Annotated in this window: 17 protein-coding genes; 6 read left to right on the top strand and 11 right to left on the bottom strand. The window is 67.6% G+C overall.

Going from position 1 to position 16,555, the window contains the following annotated elements; all coding sequences use genetic code 11:
* Window positions 1-31: 31 nt before the first annotated feature.
* The 7 genes from G6N50_RS22795 to G6N50_RS22765 all read right to left on the bottom strand — a co-directional run bounded on the left by G6N50_RS22795 (window position 32) and on the right by G6N50_RS22765 (window position 7,192).
* The gene (locus G6N50_RS22795; RefSeq protein ID WP_083095553.1) at window positions 32-703 is read right to left on the bottom strand and encodes a sensor domain-containing protein; all 672 of its coding nucleotides are present in this window, start codon (window positions 701-703) and stop codon (window positions 32-34) included.
* 32 nt (window positions 704-735) lie between these two features.
* On the bottom strand, window positions 736-2,184 hold the full coding sequence (locus tag G6N50_RS22790; protein ID WP_083095554.1) for a catalase: 1,449 nt from the start codon (window positions 2,182-2,184) through the stop codon (window positions 736-738).
* Window positions 2,185-2,401: 217 nt separating this feature from the next.
* Entirely contained in the window at window positions 2,402-2,944 is a 543-nt protein-coding gene (locus G6N50_RS22785) for a hypothetical protein (protein WP_083095555.1), read from the bottom strand.
* Between the two features lie 154 nt (window positions 2,945-3,098).
* Complete coding sequence (locus G6N50_RS22780) at window positions 3,099-3,527, bottom strand: hypothetical protein (protein WP_179970180.1); 429 nt, start codon at window positions 3,525-3,527, stop codon at window positions 3,099-3,101.
* A gap of 200 nt (window positions 3,528-3,727) precedes the next feature.
* Window positions 3,728-4,870 carry a DUF4185 domain-containing protein gene (locus G6N50_RS22775; protein WP_083095557.1) on the bottom strand — a complete coding sequence of 381 codons (1,143 nt, stop codon included), beginning with the start codon at window positions 4,868-4,870 and terminating at the stop codon, window positions 3,728-3,730.
* A 7-nt stretch (window positions 4,871-4,877) separates the two neighbouring features.
* Window positions 4,878-5,924 carry an aspartate-semialdehyde dehydrogenase gene (locus tag G6N50_RS22770; protein WP_083095558.1) on the bottom strand — a complete coding sequence of 349 codons (1,047 nt, stop codon included), beginning with the start codon at window positions 5,922-5,924 and terminating at the stop codon, window positions 4,878-4,880.
* Between the two features lie 2 nt (window positions 5,925-5,926).
* Complete coding sequence (locus G6N50_RS22765; RefSeq protein WP_083095559.1) at window positions 5,927-7,192, bottom strand: aspartate kinase; 1,266 nt, start codon at window positions 7,190-7,192, stop codon at window positions 5,927-5,929.
* A 292-nt stretch (window positions 7,193-7,484) separates the two neighbouring features.
* Between G6N50_RS22765 and leuA the strand changes: the two genes are divergently transcribed.
* Window positions 7,485-9,284 carry a 2-isopropylmalate synthase gene (gene leuA / locus G6N50_RS22760; RefSeq protein ID WP_083095560.1) on the top strand — a complete coding sequence of 600 codons (1,800 nt, stop codon included), beginning with the start codon at window positions 7,485-7,487 and terminating at the stop codon, window positions 9,282-9,284.
* Here leuA and G6N50_RS22755 read toward each other — a convergent pair whose 3' ends face one another.
* On the bottom strand, window positions 9,285-10,277 hold the full coding sequence (locus G6N50_RS22755) for a DEDDh family exonuclease (protein WP_083095561.1): 993 nt from the start codon (window positions 10,275-10,277) through the stop codon (window positions 9,285-9,287).
* A gap of 146 nt (window positions 10,278-10,423) precedes the next feature.
* Between G6N50_RS22755 and G6N50_RS22750 the strand changes: the two genes are divergently transcribed.
* Genes G6N50_RS22750 through G6N50_RS22740 form a run of 3 tightly spaced genes read left to right on the top strand, consistent with a single transcriptional unit; the run spans window position 10,424 to window position 12,790 of the window.
* Entirely contained in the window at window positions 10,424-11,653 is a 1,230-nt protein-coding gene (locus tag G6N50_RS22750) for a Mur ligase family protein (RefSeq protein WP_083095562.1), read from the top strand.
* Window positions 11,654-11,657: 4 nt separating this feature from the next.
* Window positions 11,658-12,353: a type 1 glutamine amidotransferase gene (locus tag G6N50_RS22745; RefSeq protein ID WP_142275589.1), complete on the top strand. Its 696-nt coding sequence runs from the start codon at window positions 11,658-11,660 to the stop codon at window positions 12,351-12,353.
* Window positions 12,353-12,790 (top strand): hypothetical protein, encoded by a 438-nt coding sequence (locus G6N50_RS22740; RefSeq protein WP_232068820.1) that lies wholly within the window; start codon window positions 12,353-12,355, stop codon window positions 12,788-12,790. Before G6N50_RS22745 ends, G6N50_RS22740 begins: the two co-directional genes overlap by 1 nt.
* A gap of 6 nt (window positions 12,791-12,796) precedes the next feature.
* Here G6N50_RS22740 and recR read toward each other — a convergent pair whose 3' ends face one another.
* Together recR and G6N50_RS22730 are read right to left on the bottom strand one after the other, a co-directional pair.
* A complete protein-coding gene (gene recR, locus G6N50_RS22735) occupies window positions 12,797-13,408 on the bottom strand; it encodes a recombination mediator RecR (RefSeq protein WP_008263246.1) in 612 nt (203 codons plus the stop codon).
* Window positions 13,409-13,422: 14 nt separating this feature from the next.
* Window positions 13,423-13,767, bottom strand: coding sequence for a YbaB/EbfC family nucleoid-associated protein (locus tag G6N50_RS22730; protein WP_083095564.1), 345 nt, complete (start codon window positions 13,765-13,767; stop codon window positions 13,423-13,425).
* 98 nt (window positions 13,768-13,865) lie between these two features.
* On the opposite strand from G6N50_RS22730, the gene G6N50_RS22725 reads away from it, so the two are divergent.
* The gene (locus tag G6N50_RS22725; protein ID WP_197748036.1) at window positions 13,866-14,627 is read left to right on the top strand and encodes an Rv3717 family N-acetylmuramoyl-L-alanine amidase; all 762 of its coding nucleotides are present in this window, start codon (window positions 13,866-13,868) and stop codon (window positions 14,625-14,627) included.
* Window position 14,628: 1 nt separating this feature from the next.
* On the opposite strand, the gene G6N50_RS22720 is transcribed toward G6N50_RS22725, so the two are convergent.
* Window positions 14,629-15,066, bottom strand: a complete 438-nt coding sequence (locus tag G6N50_RS22720; protein ID WP_083095566.1) for an SRPBCC family protein — start codon at window positions 15,064-15,066, stop codon at window positions 14,629-14,631.
* Window positions 15,067-15,205: 139 nt separating this feature from the next.
* On the opposite strand from G6N50_RS22720, the gene G6N50_RS22715 reads away from it, so the two are divergent.
* The gene (locus tag G6N50_RS22715) at window positions 15,206-16,552 is read left to right on the top strand and encodes an FAD-binding oxidoreductase (protein ID WP_179970051.1); all 1,347 of its coding nucleotides are present in this window, start codon (window positions 15,206-15,208) and stop codon (window positions 16,550-16,552) included.
* Window positions 16,553-16,555: the final 3 nt, after the last annotated feature.

Genomic DNA, 16,555 nt, shown 5'->3' with positions numbered 1-16,555 from the left:
TGCACGGGAAGGCGGGTACCCGATCGCTCGATTATTGACCCAGCGCGTTCTGCATCGCCCCAGCTAGCACGTTCACCGCGGGTCCGGCGTTGCCGGATTGGCACACTTTCGCCTGCAGCAACACGTTTTCACGCAGCCTGGTTTGATTGAAACAGCGCCGGTCGGTGCCCGCCTCCTGCTTGGTCCAGTTCGCGTCGGCCGGGCCGGCCGGTGCGCCATCGAACGACCACACCTGCGTGCTGCCGTTGTCCAGGTGGATCGCGGTCGTCTGTCCCGAGCAGCCGACCGTTCGATCCACCACCCGATGAAAGGCCCGACCGGCGGCCTCGTTGGTGGCGAACACCCCGACGGCCTGTTTGACCAGATGTGTCTGGTCGGTGGCCGACGTCTGGGCGAGGGCTCCGTTGAAGGAGGCCAGGTCGGGATCGCTGTACACCTCGGGTAGGCCGATGTCGGCCCAGTTGTTGCACTCCGGCAGGTCCACCCAGTCACCCTGCCCGGGCTGGGTGAACACCGACTCCCACCCCATCGGCCCGCCGACGATGTTGCCGACCGACCCCTTGCCCAGGACGGCATAGTTGACCACGCCCGGCTCCGAGGGGTGCGCGGCCGCGACCGGAGTCGCGACCGTACCCACCACGGCCAAGCCGACGGCCATCGCGGCCCCACGCATCTGGGCAACCCGCGTAACCCGCATGGTCATGCAGCGATCATGCCAAACGCCGAGAGGTGCGGTCAGCCCCCGTCGCCCCGGACGCCGTCCTCGACCTTCTTTCCGAGATCGGGATCGACGTTGCGCCAGTACTCGAACACCCGAGACAGCACCGGCTCCTTAACACCTTTGGAGACATGGCCGATGATGTTGTGCGCCAGCCGATCCCGAGCCGCGTCATCGAGGACTTCGCGGACCATGGTGCCCGCCTGACCCCAGTCGTCGTCCTCGGCATGCAACGTGTACGCCGAGCGAACCATCTCGCCATCGGCATGCCAGCGGATCTCGGCGGCGCGCGCCGGATCGGCGTGCGGGCCGCCGTAGGAGTTGGGCGCGTAGACGGGGTCGGACACGTTCTTCATCCGCATGGCCCCGTCCTTGGAGTAGCTGTTCACCTCGACCTTCGGCTCGTTGACCGGGATCTGCCGATAGTTGGCCCCGAGCCGCGCGCGATGCGCGTCGGAGTAGGAGAAGCCACGGGCCTGCAGCATCTTGTCCGGGCTCAACCCGGTGCCGGGCACCGTGTTGTTCGGCTCGAACGCGGCCTGCTCGATCTCGGTGTGGTAGTCGGTGACGTTGCGGTTCAGCGTCATCTTGCCGACGTCGATCAGCGGGTAGTCGCTGTGCGGCCACACCTTGGTGAGATCGAACGGGTTGAAGCGGTAGGTCTTTGCCTCCTCGTAGGGCATGATTTGCATCTTCAGCGTCCAGCTCGGGTGATCCCCGCCCTCGATCGCCTCGTACAGGTCGCGCTGGTGATAGTCCCCGTCCTCGCCCGCGAGCTGGTCGGCGTCCTCCTGGGTTAAAAACTCGATGCCCTGATCGGTGATGAAGTGGTACTTCACCCAGAAGATCTCGCCGGCGGCGTTGATCCAGCTGTAGGTGTGGCTGCTGTAGCCGTTCATGTTGCGCCAGGTCTTGGGGATCCCGCGGTCACCCATCAACCAGGTCACCTGATGCGCCGACTCGGGCGAAAGACTCCAGAAGTCCCACTGCATGTTGTGGTCGCGCAAATTCGTTGCCTGCATACGCTTTTGGGACCGGATGAAGTGCTGGAACTTCAGCGGGTCGCGCATGAAGAAGACCGGCGTGTTATTTCCGACCATGTCGAAGTTGCCTTCGCTGGTATAGAACTTCAGCGCGAAGCCACGCGGGTCCCGCCAGGTGTCTGGGCTGCCCCGCTCGCCGGCGACGGTGGAAAACCTTGCCAGCATGTCGGTTTTGGTGCCGGGCTGGAACACCGCGGCCCTGGTGTATTTGCTTACATCATTGGTCACCTCGAAGTGCCCGAAGGCGCCGCCACCCTTGGCGTGTGGCTGCCGCTCCGGGATGCGTTCCCGGTTGAACTGGGCCATCTGCTCGATCAGGTAGTGGTCCTGCAGCAGGATGGGGCCGTCCGGGCCGATCGTCAGCGACTGATCGTCGCTCGGCGCGGCGATACCGGCGTCAGTGGTCGTGAAACGCTCCGTCATTAGCTCTCTCCTCGTCACCGGGCTGAGGCCCGCACCACCCGAGGTCACACACCGCGGTACCGAATCTGCTTACGCATCAAGCATTTTCAGTACGGCAGTGAGCGTCCCCGGATCGTCCGGCCTGCAATCGAGTATTCCCCTTATCTTGATTTGGTCAAGAAATTTGGGCAACACCATGTCCTAGTACCCATTTCGAGCGTGACTTAGGCCGGCGCTGTCAGGGGCGTGGCGCGGGCGCGCTGGGGGCCGGGCTGATACCCGGCGGCGGCTGCCCGGGACCGCTGACTCCCGGACCGGCAACCGGTCCACCGGGACTGCCCGGGCCGCCGGGGGGCATCGGAACGATCAAGCCCGGACCGCCGGGCCCGTATCCCCATGGCCCGTTGTCGGATCCCGGACCACCGGGTCCGCCGTACCACGGTCCATAGCCACCGGGACCGCCGTACGCCCCGGGCCCGTTCCCCGGCCCGGGGCCACCCGGGCCTCCCCATGGCCCATTACCCGGTCCGGGTCCGCCGGGGCGGAACATGCCGTGGTGGTGATGGTGGCAGTAGTAGTTGTGCTTCCAGATGAAGGCGCCGACGAAGAACACCGACGTAAGGATGAAGACGATGCCCGCGACGATCACCACCCAGGCCGCGGCCGTGTACAGCCGCGGCGGCTTCACCCGGTGCGGGGGTGGCGGTGGTGGCGCGGCGACGGGCGCGGCCGGGGTCGCCTCGGTGGTCGGCTCAACTCGTGGTTCGGGTGTCTCGCTCATGTCTTGCCATACTGCCCCGCACTTCTGGTCCCCAACAGACCTGGGCGACAAAATTGTTGTGAATCGAGATGCGGCGGTTAGAGGCCGGTGATGCCAAAAGACAGGTGGCCCGGCGCTCGCGTGGAGCGCCGGGCCACTGGTTGGTAACGGTTTTTCAGTTGGTCAGCACGATGACGCTCGGGGCGTGTCCCGGTGCGCCGTGCGACGTGGCCGCGGAGTGGAACACCGACGCCGGGAGCTGGCCGGGGGCCATGCCGCTGGGACGCACGCTCGACGGGGCCGGAGGAGCTGTGGTGGCTCCCGGACCGGTCTGTCCGCCCTGCCCGCCCGGTGCACCCGGGCCGCCGAAGTTACCCGGGCCGCCAGGACCGCGGTGGTGCACCATCGCGTGGTGGTGCTTGTGGTGGTGCCCGTGATGGCCACCGCGGTGGCCGAGGATGAAGCCGGTGAAGAAGATGACCGCGACGATGAACACGATCCCGGCGACGATGGCGACCCACGCGGCGAGTTGGAAGACCCGCGGGGCCCGGTAGGCCGCCGCCGCTTCCGCGGCGACCGGTGCAGTTGCGGTGGAGTGCCGCACAGTGGGGGTTTCAGATGTTTCACTCATGAGACAAATGATGAAGCCGTTAACAGTAGTGATGGCTATGCGCTACTTATGTAGCAGCTGTGAACTAAAGCCCCCGCTCAGCGCACAAAAACGCCGCTCTGGAGCCGCTGAATCCCTCCCCGCCGGGACCATTCGATCCCGACGCGTCTGAACGCGAGCCGAAAGCCCGGCCCTCACTCGGGCCGCAGCGGGTTGACCGCGAACTGAATCACCCGGTATGGCGCGGCCACCCGTGCGCGAGTGTCCCACTGGCTCACGAAGATTCGCAGCTCGTCGAGCGTAGAACCGGGTGAGATGTAGCCGCCATAGGGTTGCGCGAGCCGGTTGTCGTAGGGCGGCGGCAGGCTTTCCGCCGGCTCAGGCCACTCGTCGTGCTGCACCACCGTGGTGACCGGCGCGTCGCCCAGCGTCGTCGGGTCGTCGGCCACCCGGACCTCCATGTTGCCCGTGACGGCGTTGAAATAGGACAGCACCGCCTTGCCGTCGATCTGCCGGATGCACATCTCGCCCACCGCGTCCGGCCACAGCGGCGTCGGCGGCTTGCCCCAGCCGCCTTGCGGGCCGGCCGCCCAGCCCTGCCACCGCGACCGGTCGGTGAACGTCTGCGGAGTGGCCCGGTACAGCACCACCGGGTCGCGGCGGGTGAAGCTGTCGGCGACGATGTACACCCACCCGGCGGGCGAATCCGGGGTGGGAATCGGGTCGTAGTAGCCGCTGATCTGCGTCTGCGAGCCGCCCTGATAGGAGGCGGGGCGTTTTGATCCCGGGATGGTCTGCCAGCCCGCGCGCGCCGGTTCGGCGGTCACCAGTCGGGAGGTCTGCGGCTCGAGGTTTTTCGTCGTCGTCACCAGCAGGTAGTTGCGCCGGTTGATCTGCACCACCCCGGCGGGTAGCTGCGAGGTCCCCGGCGGGGCGGCGTCGGCCAGCAGCGGATTGCTGATCCCGGTGACCCCGGTGTAGCGCACCCCGGCGGGGTCGTCGACGGAGGAGGTGTCCACGCGCAACGCGACGGGTGCGTACCATCCGCCGAATCCGACTCCCTGGCCCGCGAAGCTGTCGCCGCAGACTTGGAGCAGCTCGGCGGGGAACTCGACGAACTCGCACAGGTCGGTCGCGCCGATGCCGTAGTCCCCGGTCGGGGTGCCGGTTCCGGCGGTCGGGCCGATCCGCAGCACCTGCCCGGGCGCCAGCGGCTGCAGCACGGGCTCGGGGGCGGGCGCCGCCGGGTCGGCGTGGGCGGACCAAAACCCTTGCGGCGCAAGCAAAATCAGAGCAAGCGAGCACCGCGCGACCAGTCGGGTGTGGGCGGTGCTCACCCGCCTATTACAGCTGGGCGGCCAGCAGCTCGGCAATCTGGATGGTGTTCAGCGCCGCCCCCTTGCGCAGGTTGTCTCCCGACACGAACAAGGCCAGGCCGCGCCCGTCGGGCACCCCGGGGTCGTTCCGGAAACGGCCGACCAGGGATTCGTCGACGCCGGCGGCGGCCAACGGGGTCGGCACGTCCACCACCTTGACTCCGGGCGCGCCGTCGAGCAGCTGCCGGGCGCGCTCGGGCGACAGCGGCCGCGCGAATTCGGCGTTGATCGACAGCGAGTGCCCGGTGAACACCGGCACCCGCACGCAGGTGCCGCTGACGGCCAGGTCCGGGATGCCGAGGATCTTGCGGCTCTCATGTCGCAGCTTCTGGTCCTCGTCGGTCTCGCCGGAGTCGTCGTCCACGAGCGAGCCGGCCAATGGCACCACGTTGAACGCGATCGGTGCCACGTAGGTCTTGGGCGCCGGAAACTCGACCGCGGAACCGTCCTGCACCAGCTGCTCAGCGTCGTCGATGACGGCGCGTGCCTGCGTCGCCAGCTCCTCGACGCCGGCCAGCCCGCTGCCGGACACCGCCTGATAGCTCGACACCACCAGGCGCACCAGCTCGGCGTCGTCGTGCAGCACCTTGAGCACCGGCATCGCGGCCATCGTGGTGCAGTTCGGGTTGGCGATGATGCCTTTCGGCCTGCGGTGCGCATCCCTGTCGAAGTTCACCTCGGACACCACCAGCGGCACGTCCGGGTCCTTGCGCCACGCCGACGAGTTGTCGATCACCGTCACACCGGCCGCGGCGAACCGCGGCGCCTGCACCAGCGACATCGCCTTGCCCGCGGAGAACAATGCGATATCCAGGCCGGTCGGGTCGGCCGTCGCGGCGTCCTCGACCTCGATCTCCTGGCCGCGGAATTCCAGCTTGCGTCCCTGCGAGCGGGACGACGCGAAAAACCGCACCGACGTCGCGGGGAAGTCCCGCTCGTCGAGCAACCTGCGCATCACCTGGCCCACCTGGCCGGTGGCGCCCACTACGCCCATTGACAGCCGATTGGCGCCCATATTTATCTGCCCGTCCCCGCATACACCGTCGCCGACTCCTCGCCGCCGAGCCCGAACGCCTCGTGCAACGCCACGACGGCCTTATCTAGTTCGGTGTCGCGGCACAGCACCGAGATGCGGATCTCGGAGGTGGAGATCAGCTCGATGTTGACGCCCACCTCGGCCAGGGCCTCACAGAAGGTGGCGGTGACCCCGGGGTGGCTGCGCATGCCGGCCCCGATCAGCGACACCTTGCCGATGTGGTCGTCGTAGAGCAGTTGGCTGAACCCGATCTCGTCTTTGAGCGCGTCCAGCTTGGCCACCGCGGTGGGCCCGCTGTCCCGCGCGCAGGTGAAGGTGATGTCGGTCTTGCCGTCCTCGACCTTGGAGACGTTCTGCAGCACCATGTCGATGTTCACCTCGGCATCGGCGATCGCCCGGAAGACGCGAGCGGCATAACCGGGGATGTCGGGAATGCCGACGACGGTGACCTTGGCCTCGCTGCGGTCGTGCGCGACTCCGGTCAGGATGGGGTCTTCCATGGCTATGTCCTTGATCGATCCGACGACGACGGTGCCCGGGTTCTCCGAATACGAGGATCGGACGTGCACCGGAATGTTGTAGCGGCGTGCGTATTCCACGCAGCGCAGCATCAAAACCTTGGCGCCGCAAGCCGCCATCTCGAGCATCTCTTCGAAGGTGACCGTGTTCAGCTTGCGGGCGTTGTGCACGATCCTCGGGTCGGCGCTGAAGATGCCGTCGACGTCGGTGTAGATCTCGCAGACGTCGGCTTTCAGCGCCGCGGCGAGGGCCACCGCCGTGGTGTCCGACCCGCCGCGGCCCAGCGTGGTGACGTCCCGGGTGTCCTGGCTGACCCCTTGGAATCCGGCCACCAGCACGATGCGCCCCTCGTCGAGCGCGGTCTGCAGCCGCCCCGGCGTGACGTCGATGATCTTGGCGTTGCCGTGCGTGCCGGTGGTGATGACGCCGGCCTGCGAACCCGTGAACGAGCGCGCCTGCGCACCCAGCGATTCGATCGCCATGGCAACCAGCGCATTGGAGATTCGCTCACCGGCGGTCAGCAGCATGTCCAGTTCCCGCGGCGGCGGGGCCGGACACACCTGCTGGGCCAGGTCCATCAGGTCGTCGGTGGTGTCGCCCATCGCGGATACGACGACGACCACATCGTTCCCCTGCTTCTTGGTAGCGACGATGCGCTCGGCCACCCGCCGGATCCGATCGGCGTTCGCCACGGAGGATCCGCCGTACTTTTGCACGACGAGCGCCACGCTTTCCCCGCCTTTCCGGCCCTGGACACTTCAAATTCGGAAATAAGTCCACAACAGAATACGTGCCACCGCATGGTGATTTACGTCGCGATACCTGGTAGCCCGGCCTGCGGATTCGCTACGGTCTCGGCGGCATTTTTACCCAGGCGCCATAAGCGGTAAAGTGCAGGACGTGCAGCGGGTGGTCCTCCTCGGACGCCGCGACGGGGTCTGAATCCAGACCGGCTTCCCGTCGCGGCTGTTCGCGATGCGCCGGTCTTGAAGATCCCCTTCTCACCCCGGAGCAATCACCGTGACTTCCAATCCCGACGCGTTCAGCTCAATAAGAACCATCGTCCCGCCCGCGGGCCCACCGGGGCGCGGGCAACCCGCATGGAACCCGCAGCGCGGCTCGTCGATGCCGGTCAACCGATACCGGCCCTTCACCGAAGAAGTCGAGCTCATCCGGCTGCCCGACCGCACCTGGCCCGACCGCATCATCGACAAAGCGCCGCTGTGGTGCGCCGTCGACCTGCGTGACGGCAACCAGGCGCTGATCGACCCGATGAGCCCGGCACGCAAACGCCGCATGTTCGACCTGCTGGTCCGCATGGGCTACAAGGAAATCGAAGTGGGATTCCCGTCGGCCAGCCAAACCGACTTCGACTTCGTCCGCGAGATCATCACCGAGGGCGCCGTCCCCGATGACGTCACCATCCAGGTGCTGACCCAATGCCGGCCCGAACTGATCGAGCGCACCTTCGAGGCGTGCCGGGGCGTGCACCGGGCGATCGTGCACTTCTACAACTCGACGTCAATCCTGCAGCGCCGCGTTGTTTTTCGCGCCGACCGGGCCGCGGTGCAGGCCATCGCGACCGAGGGCGCCCGCAAATGTGTCGAGGAAGCGGCCAAATACCCTGATACACAATGGCGTTTCGAATATTCGCCGGAGTCCTACACGGGCACGGAACTGGAATACGCCAAGCAGGTCTGCGACGCCGTCGGCGAAATCATCGCGCCGACGCCGGACAACCCGATCATCTTCAACCTGCCCGCGACGGTGGAGATGGCCACCCCCAACGTCTACGCCGACTCGATCGAGTGGATGAGCCGCAACCTGACCAACCGGGAATCGGTCATCTTGAGCCTGCATCCGCACAACGACCGCGGAACCGCCGTTGCCGCAGCGGAATTGGGCTACCAGGCCGGTGCCGACCGCATCGAGGGCTGCCTGTTCGGCAACGGCGAGCGCACCGGCAACGTCTGCCTGGTGACGTTGGGGCTGAACCAGTTCTCGCGCGGCGTTGACCCGCAGATCGACTTTTCCAACATCGACGAGATCCGCCGCACGGTGGAGTACTGCAACCAGTTGCCGGTGCACGAGCGTCACCCCTACGGCGGGGACCTGGTTTATACCGCGTTCTCCGGCAGCCATCAGGACGCCATCAACAAGGGCCTGGACCAGATGAAGTTCGACGCGGACGCCGCGGACAGCGACGTCGCGGACATGCTCTGGCAGGTGCCGTATCTGCCGATCGACCCCAAGGACGTCGGGCGCACCTACGAGGCGGTGATCCGAGTCAACTCGCAGTCCGGCAAGGGTGGAGTGGCCTACATCATGAAGGCCGATCACGGCCTGGCACTGCCGCGACGGCTGCAGATCGAGTTTTCCCAGGTGGTGCAGAAGATCACCGACGGCGAGGGCGGCGAGATCTCGCCGAAGGAGATGTGGGACGCCTTCTCGGAGGAGTACCTGGCGCCGATCCTGCCGCTGGAGCGGATCAAGCAACGCGTCGACGCTTCCGAGGAGGACGGCGGCGTCACCCGCATCACCGCGACCGTCAAGGTCAACGGGGCCGAGACCGAGATCAGCGGGGCCGGAAACGGCCCGCTCGCCGCGTTCGTCGACGCGCTGGGCACCGTCGGGTTCGACGTCTCGGTCCTGGACTACTCCGAGCACGCGATGAGCTCCGGCGAGGAAGCCCAGGCCGCGGCGTATGTGGAGGCCTCGGTGGGCGGCCGGACGGTATGGGGAGTCGGCATCGCGCCGTCCATCACCTCCGCGTCGCTGCGGGCGCTGGTGTCGGCGGTCAACCGCGCCGCTCGCGCCTGATCAGAACAGCGCGAGCTGCTGGTCCAGCGTGCTGGCGTCGGTGAATTCGTCCATCCCGGTGCCGCCGATGACGGCGCCCACGCAGGCCATGAACTGCGCGTCGGAGATCACCGGCACGCCCAACTGCCGGGCGAGGTAGCCCTTGCCCTGTTCGGGGGCGGGATCGTTGCAGACCACCAGCGAGGTTTCCCGGTCGACGGCGTCGGTGTAGGCCAGCCCGGCATGCAGGATCCGCTCCACGAGTTCCTCGTGGGTGCGGCCAACCTCGGCGGCCAGCGCCACACGCATGCCCTGCACCAGCGGTCGGCCGCCGACGTAGGGGCCGGGGTTGAGGTACGGGCAGGGCATCCGCGACGCCAGCACCTTCAGCGGTCGCAGCTCGTCGTGGGTGACCCGGCCATTCGGCCAGCGGCGCTTGGTCACCGGATGCACCGGCAACCAGATGTCGCCCTCACGCGCCAGCTTGAGCGCCGACGCGAGCACGCCGGTCAACACCAGCGCGTCGTCGAAGGCGTCGTGCGGCCGCTCCTGGGTGACGCCCCAGTGCGCCGCGAGCGTCTCCAACCGCAGGTTGTCGATCCCGAGGTCCAACCGCCGCGCCAGCTCCACCGTGCACATGACGCTGTCGACGGGCAGTTCGGTCTCGGCCAGTTCGGCTTCGGCGGCAAGAAACGCGTAGTCGAACGCCACGTTGTGGGCCACCAACGTGCGGCCGCGCAGTACCTCGGCCAGTTCGCCGACGATGTCGGCGAACTGTGGCTGGTCTTCCAGCATGGCGGCGGTCAGGCCGTGCACGTGGGTGGGACCCGGATCCACCCCGGGGTTGAGCAGGCTGACGACCGATTGCTCGACTTGGCCGTCGCCGTCCAGGCCGAGCGCCGCGACGCTGATGATGCGCGCCTGGCCGGGCCGAAACCCCGAGGTCTCGACATCGACGACGGCCCAGCCGGCGTCCGGCTCGCTGGCCGGCCGACCCCAGGACACCGCGCTCATGCACTGAGGATGGCACGGCAGGCCGACAACACCTGGGCGCTGCGCGCCGTGTCGGCGCTGAATTCGAGGGGCAACGGCCCACGGCGCCGAGCTCGCGATGGCCCGGAATTCGAAGACGGCGACGGCCCACATTTAGACTCACCCGCGTGATCACCACCCGTGCCCGCCTGGCCCTCGCCGCAGGAGCGAGCGCGCGCTGGGCGTCGCGGGTGACCGGACGCGGGGCCGGGGCGATGATCGGCGGGCTGATCGCGATGACGCTGGACCGCTCGGTTCTCCAGCAACTCGCCTCCGGACGGCGCACCGTCATCGTCACCGGCACCAACGGCAAATCCACCACCACCCGGATGACGTCGGCCGCCCTGACGACGCTGGGCGCGGTGGCCACCAACGCCGAGGGCGCCAACATGGACGCCGGCCTGGTCGCCGCGCTGGCCGCCAACCGCGATGCGCCGCTGGCGGCTCTGGAAGTCGACGAAATGCACGTCCCGCACGTTTCCGACGCCGTCGAGCCAAGCGTCGTCGTGCTGCTCAATTTGTCCCGCGACCAGCTGGACCGGGTCGGCGAAATCAATGTCATCGAGCGGACCCTGCGCGCGGGCCTGGCCCGCCACCCCCGCGCGGTCGTCGTGGCCAACTGTGACGATGTTCTGATGACGTCGGCGGCCTACGACAGCCCGAACGTGGTGTGGGTGGCCGCGGGGGGGTCGTGGTCGAACGACTCGATCAGCTGCCCGCGCAGCGGCGAGGTCATCGTTCGCGATAAGGGCCACTGGTATTCCACCGGCGCCGACTTCAAACGCCCCAGCCCGCAATGGTGGTTCGACGACGACACCCTCTACGGGCCCGACGGCCTGGCCCTGCCGATGCGGTTGGCGCTGCCCGGCGCGGTCAACCGGGGCAACGCCGCGCAGGCCGTGGCGGCCGCCGTCGCGTTGGGCGCGGATGCCGCGGCGGCGGTCGCGGCCGTCTCGTCGGTCGACGAGGTCGCGGGGCGTTATCGCACGGTCCGCGTCGATGCGCATGAGGTGCGCATCCTGCTGGCCAAAAACCCGGCCGGCTGGCAGGAAGCGCTGTCGATGGTGGATAAGGAGGCCGCCGGCGTGGTCATCTCGGTCAACGGCCAGGTGCCCGACGGTGAAGACCTGTCGTGGCTCTGGGACGTGCGTTTCGAGCACTTCGAGGAAACCGCGGTAGTGGCCGCCGGGGAGCGCGGCACCGACCTGGCGGTGCGTCTGGGGTATGCGGGCGTCGACCACACCCTGGTGCACGACACCGTGGCCGCCATCGCGACCTGCCCGCCCGGGCGGGTGGAGGTCGTCGCCAACTACACCGCGTTCCTTCAGCTGCAGCGAGCGTTGGCGCGCCATGGCTGACTCGGTGGTGCGGATCGGGCTGGTGCTGCCCGACGTGATGGGCACCTACGGCGACGGCGGCAACGCGCTGGTGCTGCGGCAGCGGCTGCGGCTGCGTGGCATCGCCGCCGAAATCGTCGAGATCACGCTGGCCGACCCGGTGCCCGAGTCATTGGACCTCTACACGCTGGGCGGCGCCGAGGATTACGCGCAGCGGCTGGCCACCCGGCACCTGATCAAGTACCCGGGCCTGCAGCGCGCCGCGGATCGGGGCGCTCCGGTGTTGGCGATCTGCGCGGCCGTTCAAGTGCTCGGGCACTGGTATGAAACGTCGGCCGGGGAACGCGTCGACGGCGTGGGCATGCTGGACGCGACGACGTCGCCGCAAGGGGCGCGAACCATCGGCGAGCTGGCGACCACGCCGCTGCTGGCCGGCCTGACCGAGCGTCTCACCGGGTTCGAGAACCACCGCGGCGGCACCGTTTTGGGCTCCGCGGCGACGCCGCTGGGGGCGGTGGTCAAGGGCGCGGGCAACCGGGCCGGCGACGGCTTCGACGGCGCGGTGCAGGGCAGTGTCGTTGCGACCTATATGCACGGGCCGTGCCTGGCCCGCAACCCGCAACTGGCCGACCTGCTGCTGAGCAAGGTGGTCGGTCAGCTATCCCCGCTGCCGCTGCCCGAAGTGGACCTGCTGCGCCGCGAACGCCTGGCGGCGCGCTAGTGCGGGCCGAGCTGGCGAAGATGACGCCGTGGCGGGCCGTCGGGGCCGCGCTGCTCGCCGCGTTCATCACGTCGTCGATACCGGCGAACGCCGCCCCGGAAGTGCCGAACGGCCGCTACAACGTTCTCTACGCGGGCACCGACAAACCGACCGCCTGGCTTTTTGTGCCGTGCGGATCGGACTGCACCCTGGCGACCTCGCAAGATGGCGGGACGTTCGTCATCAGCTGGGAATTCCACCTCGCCAATGGCCGATGGACGCACAGCGGTACCGCCCAGGCGCCGTGTCCGAACGGCGCATCGGCCCCGGTGACCGTCAACTACAGCTTCGATGCCGTGTCGCTTGCCGGCGAAGCCCAGACGACGGCGTCGCCGGACGCGTGCAGCGGGGAGCCGGGCAACACCTTTACCCGGACGTTCCAATTGAGCAAGGCCTGACGAAAGTCAGACCATGGCCCGGCGCCCGGCGAGCGCGCGGCCCAGCGTGAGCTCGTCGGCGAACTCCAGGTCGCCACCCATCGGCAGCCCCGACGCGATCCGCGTCACGGTCAGGCCGGGGATGTCGCGCAGCATCCGCACCAGGTAGGTGGCCGTCGCCTCGCCTTCGGTGTTCGGGTCGGTGGCGATGATCACCTCGGTGATGTCGACGTCGTCGACCCGCTCCCCGATCCGGCTCAGCAGCTCGCGGATGCGCAGCTGATCGGGCCCCACTCCCGACAACGGATCGAGCGCACCACCCAGAACGTGGTAGCGGCCGCGGAATTCGCGGGTGCGCTCGACGGCCTGGACGTCCTTGGGTTCCTCGACGACGCACACCTGCGAGCCGTCGCGGCGGGGATCCGCGCAGATCCGGCACCGCTCGTTGTCGGACACGTTGCCGCACACCGCGCAGAACCGCACCCCGTCGCGGACCTTCGCCAGCACCGCGGTCAGCCGGTCGATATCCGGCGGTTCCACCGACAACAGGTGGAAGGCGATGCGCTGGGCGCTTTTGGGCCCGATGCCCGGCAGCTTGCCGAGCTCGTCGATCAAATCCTGGACGGGTCCTTCGAACATGTCGGCCGCGGAATCTACAGCCCCGGCGCCGGCGCGGGCGGTTGTCCGGGCGGCGGGCCGAAGCCGCCGGCCAGCGACCCCAGTCGCTCCTGGGCCATCCGGGTGACCTGCTTGGAAGCGTCGCCCATGGCGCCGACGATCAAGTCTTGCAAGGTCTCGACGTCAGAAGGGTCGACGACGGAGGGATCGATCTTCACCGCGACCACCTCGCCGCTGCCCTTGACTACGACACTGACCAATCCCCCACCGGCCTGACCATGCACCTCGGCGTTCGCCAGTTGTTGCTGGGCTTCCATGAGCTTCTGCTGCATCTGCTGCGCCTGGGCCAGCAGCGCCGACATATCGCCTCCGGGTTGCATGACAATCCCCTCGCATCTTGGTCTCGAGTTGGTTTCGCTCGTGAGTCTCCGGCGATTCGAAACCCCCAGCGTAGACCGCGCGGCGTTAGCTTTGCGCCGTGGACCTACGACTGAGCAGACGTGTCGGGATCAAAGTGGCGGTTGGTGTACTCGTTGCTGCTTCGACGGCGATTATGCCGACGGCGACGGCGGTCCCATCCAACATCGCCGGCATGGTGGTTTTCATCGATCCGGGCCACAACGGCTCCAATGACGGCTCCATCAACCGTCAGGTGCCCACCGGCCGCGGTGGCACCAAGGACTGCCAGACCAGCGGGACCGCGACCAACACCGGGTATATGGAGCACACCTTCACCTGGGACACCGCGCTGCGCGTCCGCGCCGAGTTGAGCGCCCTGGGCGTGCGGACCGCGCTGTCCCGCGCCAACGACAGCGGCCTGGGCCCGTGTGTCGACGAACGCGCGAACGCGGCCAACGCCCTGCGCCCCAACGCGGTCCTGTCCATCCACGCCGACGGCGGCCCGCCGTCCGGCCGCGGTTTCCACGTCAACTATTCGGCCCCACCGCTCAACCAGGTGCAGGCGGGCCCGTCGGTGCAGTACGCGCGGATCATGCGCGACCAGATGCAGGCCTCGGGAATCCCGCCGGCCAACTACATCGGCCAGAACGGTCTGTACGGCCGCTCGGACCTGACCGGCCTGAACCTGGCGCAGTACCCGTCGATCCTGGTCGAGTGCGGCAACATGAAGAACCCCGCGGACTCGGCGCTGATGGAGTCCGCCGAGGGCCGGCAGAAATATGCCGACGCACTAGTCCGCGGTGTCGCGGGCTTCCTGGCCTCGCAGGGCCAGGCGCGCTAGCTCAGCCCTCCAGTTCCCTTTTCAGGTTGGCCAGCACCTCGCCCTGAATCCTCTTCAGCCCCAACGGCGCAAAGGTTTTTTCGAAAAAGCCCTTCACACCACCCGCGCCCGTCCAGGTGGTCTTCACGGTGACGCTGGAACCCGGTCCGGCGGGCGCCACCGTCCAGTTGATCACCATGGACGAGTTGGTGTCCTTCTCGATGATGGTGTGCCCGGCCACGTCGACGTTGACCTGCACGTCGCGCACGCGTGATTTGGTGGCCTGCAGCTTCCACTTGGCGACCGTGCCCGGTCCCTGCCCACCCTGTAGCACCTGGTAGTCGCTGTACTGCGGGGAGAGAATCTTCGGGCGGACGTTTTGATAGTCCGCGACGGCGGCAAGGGCTGCCGCGGGCTCCGCGTTGATCAAGATGGTGCTCTCGGCGCTCACCTGTCCCAAGGCGACCCCTCCTTATGGTGATTTCCCCCGGCGCCGCCGCTCACGACGGGTGCACGGGCTGTTGTCGAAGACTAGGGTATATGTGGTGCCTGTCCTTGGATCCGAACTCTCGGCCCACAAGTCTGGCGTCGACCGGATAATGGCAAGTTATCGATCCATTCCGGCAACATCCGCCGTCCGGCTGGCCAAGCCGACGTCAAATCTGTTCCGCGCCCGCACCAAACGTGATGCGCCAGGTCTGGACACTTCCGGGCTGACGGGCGTTTTGAGCGTGGATCCCGAGACCCACACTGCCGACGTGGCCGGCATGTGCACGTACGCCGACCTGGTGGCCGCGACGCTGCCGTACGGTCTTTCGCCGCTGGTCGTCCCGCAGCTGAAGACCATCACCCTCGGCGGTGCGGTCAGCGGGTTGGGCATCGAGTCGGCGTCGTTCCGCAACGGCCTGCCGCATGAATCGGTGCTGGAGATGGACATCCTCACCGGCGCTGGCGATTTGCTCACCACCTCGCGCACCCAGCACCCCAACCTGTTCCGCGCCTTCCCGAATTCCTATGGGACGCTTGGGTATTCAACTCGGCTTCGGATCGAGCTGGAACCCGTTGCCCCGTTCGTGGCGCTGCGGCACGTCCGGTTCCGGTCGCTGCCGGATCTGGTCGCGGCCATGGAACGCATCATCGACACCGGCGGACAGGGCGGGACTCCGGTCGACTATCTCGACGGGGTCGTCTTCAGCGCCGACGAGAGCTACCTGTGCGTGGGCCGACGGACCAACACTGCCGGCCCGGTCAGCGACTACACCGGACGAAACATCTACTACCAGTCCATCCGGCACGACGGCCCGGGCGTGGAGGCCACCAAGGATGACCGGCTGACCATGAACGACTACTTCTGGCGCTGGGACACCGATTGGTTCTGGTGCTCACGCGCGTTCGGCGTGCAGAACCCGCGGCTTCGACGCTGGTGGCCGCGCCGCTACCGGCGCAGCAGCGTCTACTCGAAGCTGATCGCCATGGACCGCCGCTTCGGGCTGTCCGACCGCATCGAGACACGTAGCATCCGTCCGCCGGACCATCCGGTCCGTGAACGGGTGGTGCAAGACATCGAGGTCCCGGTCGAACGGACCTGCGACTTCCTGGAGTGGTTCCTAAAGGAAGTACCCATAACGCCAATCTGGTTGTGCCCGTTGCGTTTGCGTGACCATCAGGGCTGGCCGCTGTATCCGATACGGCCGGATCACACCTACGTCAACGTCGGCTTCTGGTCGTCGGTGCCGGCCGGCGCCACCGACGGCGCCACCAACCGGATGATCGAAGCCAAGGTGGGCGAGCTCGACGGCCACAAGTCCCTGTATTCCGACTCCTTCTACTCCCGCGAGGACTTCGACGAGTTGTACGGCGGCGAGGCCTACAACGCCGTCAAGAAAACCTACGACCCCGATTCTCGTTTACTCGACCTATACGCAAAGGCGGTGCAACGGCGATGACTT

This window comes from Mycobacterium mantenii (assembly GCF_010731775.1).
In the GTDB taxonomy this organism is placed as follows: domain Bacteria; phylum Actinomycetota; class Actinomycetes; order Mycobacteriales; family Mycobacteriaceae; genus Mycobacterium; species Mycobacterium mantenii.
The sequence above is the reverse complement of the archived record's forward strand: the minus strand, read 5'-3'. Positions and strand labels throughout refer to the sequence as shown.